The sequence below is a fragment of the Bradyrhizobium sp. 33ap4 genome (assembly GCF_032654765.1).
Taxonomy (GTDB): Bacteria; Pseudomonadota; Alphaproteobacteria; order Rhizobiales; family Xanthobacteraceae; genus Bradyrhizobium; species Bradyrhizobium australafricanum.
In genome coordinates this window covers 1-2,647 of sequence record NZ_JAUMTJ010000151.1, presented here as the reverse complement: position 1 = coordinate 2,647, position 2,647 = coordinate 1, and the positions used below count along the sequence as shown (strand labels likewise).

2 protein-coding genes are annotated in these 2,647 nt (G+C 63.6%); both read left to right on the top strand.

Going from position 1 to position 2,647, the window contains the following annotated elements:
• Nucleotides 1-56 precede the first annotated feature (56 nt).
• Nucleotides 57-1,013: a TRAP transporter large permease gene (locus Q2M23_RS43395; RefSeq protein ID WP_316399487.1), complete on the top strand. Its 957-nt coding sequence runs from the start codon at nucleotides 57-59 to the stop codon at nucleotides 1,011-1,013.
• A 32-nt stretch (nucleotides 1,014-1,045) separates the two neighbouring features.
• Nucleotides 1,046-2,575, top strand: coding sequence for a class I adenylate-forming enzyme family protein (locus Q2M23_RS43390; RefSeq protein WP_316399486.1), 1,530 nt, complete (start codon nucleotides 1,046-1,048; stop codon nucleotides 2,573-2,575).
• The last annotated feature ends 72 nt before the right edge of the window (nucleotides 2,576-2,647 follow it).

Sequence of the window (2,647 nt, the reverse complement as noted above, 5' to 3'; positions counted from 1 at the left end):
CCAAGCGGTCTTAGGAAGACAACTATAACACTCAACTCCTTGGCTCACAGAACGACATGGCTACGATCCGACTTGCCATGGGCACCATTCTGGTGCCGGCGATGATCGAGCGCGGCTATCCGCGTCATTTTGCGCTTGGCGTGGTCGGCGCTTCCGGCACGATCGGCATCGTGATTCCTCCCAGCCTGTCGCTGATTCTTTACGGACTGATCGCGGAGCAATCGGTACCGCGCCTGTTCCTGGCCGGCATCATGCCCGGGCTGCTGCAGGCAGCGATGTTCTTCGGCTGGGTGTTCTACTACTCGCACAAATACGAGCTGCCGCGCGAACCGTCCGTGCCTCGCGCCGAACTGGTGCGGATGAGTCTCAATGCCCTGCCCGCGCTGTGCGTACCTTTCATCGTGATGGTCGGAATCTACGGCGGCCTGATGACCGTCACCGAAGCAGCCGCGGTCTCGGCCACGGTGGCTCTTCTCGTCAGCCTGTTCTTCTATCGCGGCTTTAAGGTCAGCCAGACGCTCGAGGTGATCGCCGAGGCAATCAAGAGCGCCGCGACGATCATGATCATCGTCGCGACCGCTTTGGCATTCGGCCACTGGATGACGGACTCGGGCATCCCGGCCTCGCTGGTGAAGTTCACGCTCGACAACCAGCTTCATCCCTGGCAATTCCTGCTCGCGATCAACGTGCTGCTGCTCGTGCTCGGATGCTTTCTCGAGGTCGCCGCCACGCTGCTGGTGGTAATGCCGATCCTTGCGCCTGCGCTGAAACCGCTCGGAATCGATCCCGTCCATTTCGCGATCGTCTTTACCCACAACATGGAGATCGCGCTGGTTCATCCCCCGGTCGGACTGAACCTCTACGTGCTGGCCACGATTTCGACGGCGCCGGTCACCGAAGTGGTGCGCGGCGTTCTGCCGTTCCTCGGCCTGCTGCTGCTGTGCCTTGCAATCATCACCTATGTCCCACAGCTTTCGCTCTGGCTGCCCAATCTGGTCTATGGCGCGGGCTAGCAGCGCGGATCGTCTCGACGGAGAACTCGAGCATGTCATCGAAATCAATCCATTGGGCCGGCGAATTCTCCACGCTCGCGCTCCGCTACGGCAACAGGCCGGCTGTCGTCGACGCCGCCGGCACGACGTCCTATGCGGAGTTGTTCGCCAAAGCCGCCGGCGTTGCGGATGCCCTGATGCAGGCCGGGATCGGCCCGGCAGATGCCGTGGCTACATTGTTCCGCAACAGCGCCGACGCCGTTGCGGCCACTTTCGGCGTCATGCTGGCGGGCGCCGTCGAAGTCCCGATCAACCCTGCGCTGAGCAGCGACGAACGCGCTTACTGCCTCGCGGTCTCCAACGTTCGTCTGTTGATCACCGGCGCGGCCCTCGCGACCGAAAAGGCCGCCGGCGGTCCGATCATCATCGAGGTCGAAAGCATCGAACGGACCGCGTTGGATCCGGCCGCCTTTTCGCAGGTCGACGGCGACGCGCCGGCGCGTATCGTCTTCACCTCTGGTACCACCGGACGTCCGAAAGGCGCGGTTCACAGCCAGATCGGCCGCTGGACGGCCAACATATTGCTGCGGGCGAACCTGCCGTTCCGCCCGGGTGCCGGCAGCAACGTCCTGCTGATGACGCCATTCTCGCACGGCTCCTCGTTGATGACGCATGCCTATCTGTCGTCGGGTGCGGCCGTGACACTGCTCGACGGCGTCGACCCGCCGCGCGTACTTGATATCCTTGCACGCGGCGCATGCGATGCGATGTTTGCGCCGCCGACCGTGCTGGCAAAGATCGTGGCTGCCGCGGGCACGCGCCAGTTCTCGTCGCTGCGCACGATCTTCTGCGGCACGGCCGTGCTGAAGCCCACGCTCTACGCGCGCGTCAAGGAGATGTTCGGCCCCGTGGTGCGGGTGACCTATGGCAAGAGCGAGGTATTCAATCCGATCACAGTGCTTGAAGCCGAGGAGACCGAGTCCTGGTATGCATCCGGAGGCGAGGACGCCTGCGTCGGCTGGCCCGCTCCCGGTGTTGAAATCGTCATCCGCGGCGAGGACGGCCGGCCGGCCGCCATGGGCGATGGCGGCGAAGTCCTGATGCGCGCGCAACATCTGATGGCCGGATACCGCACCGCCGAGGGTTTCGTCCGATTGGCACCGAATGAATTCCACGAAACCGGCGATCTCGGCTATCTCGATGCACGCGGCCGGCTGCACCTCACCGGCCGTAGCGCCGACGTCATCAAGTCGGGCGGCTACAAAGTAGCGCCGGAAGAGGTCGAACGGTTGCTTGCGCCGGGGCTGCAGCCATCGGAAGTCGCGGTGGTCGGCATTCCCTCGGACTATTGGGGCGAGGTCATTCTGGCAGCGGTGGAAAATCCCGCACCAGGCTGGGAGGAGCGCATCAATCGCGTGGTGCCGAACATGACCGACTACAAGCGTCCGCGCCTGCTGCTTGCCCTCGACGAATTGCCGCGCAACGGAATCGGCAAGATCCTCCGCGGCGCCATTCGCACCGACGTGCTGTCCCGGTTCCGCATCACCGAAGGGCCGCGGCCGCGACTCGAAAAGCGCTCCTAGTAGCTCGTCACAGTGATTTTGACTCTTTGGGTATGCCTGGATAGGCGCGCCCCAGTTTGGTGCGAGCTTTGT

What these genes read in the sequence shown, in the direction of transcription:
- Q2M23_RS43395 (WP_316399487.1), top strand. Translation starts at nt 57, where the DNA reads ATGGCTACGATCCGACTTGCCATGGGCACCATTCTGGTGCCGGCGATG.
- Q2M23_RS43390 (WP_316399486.1), top strand. Translation starts at nt 1,046, where the DNA reads ATGTCATCGAAATCAATCCATTGGGCCGGCGAATTCTCCACGCTCGCG.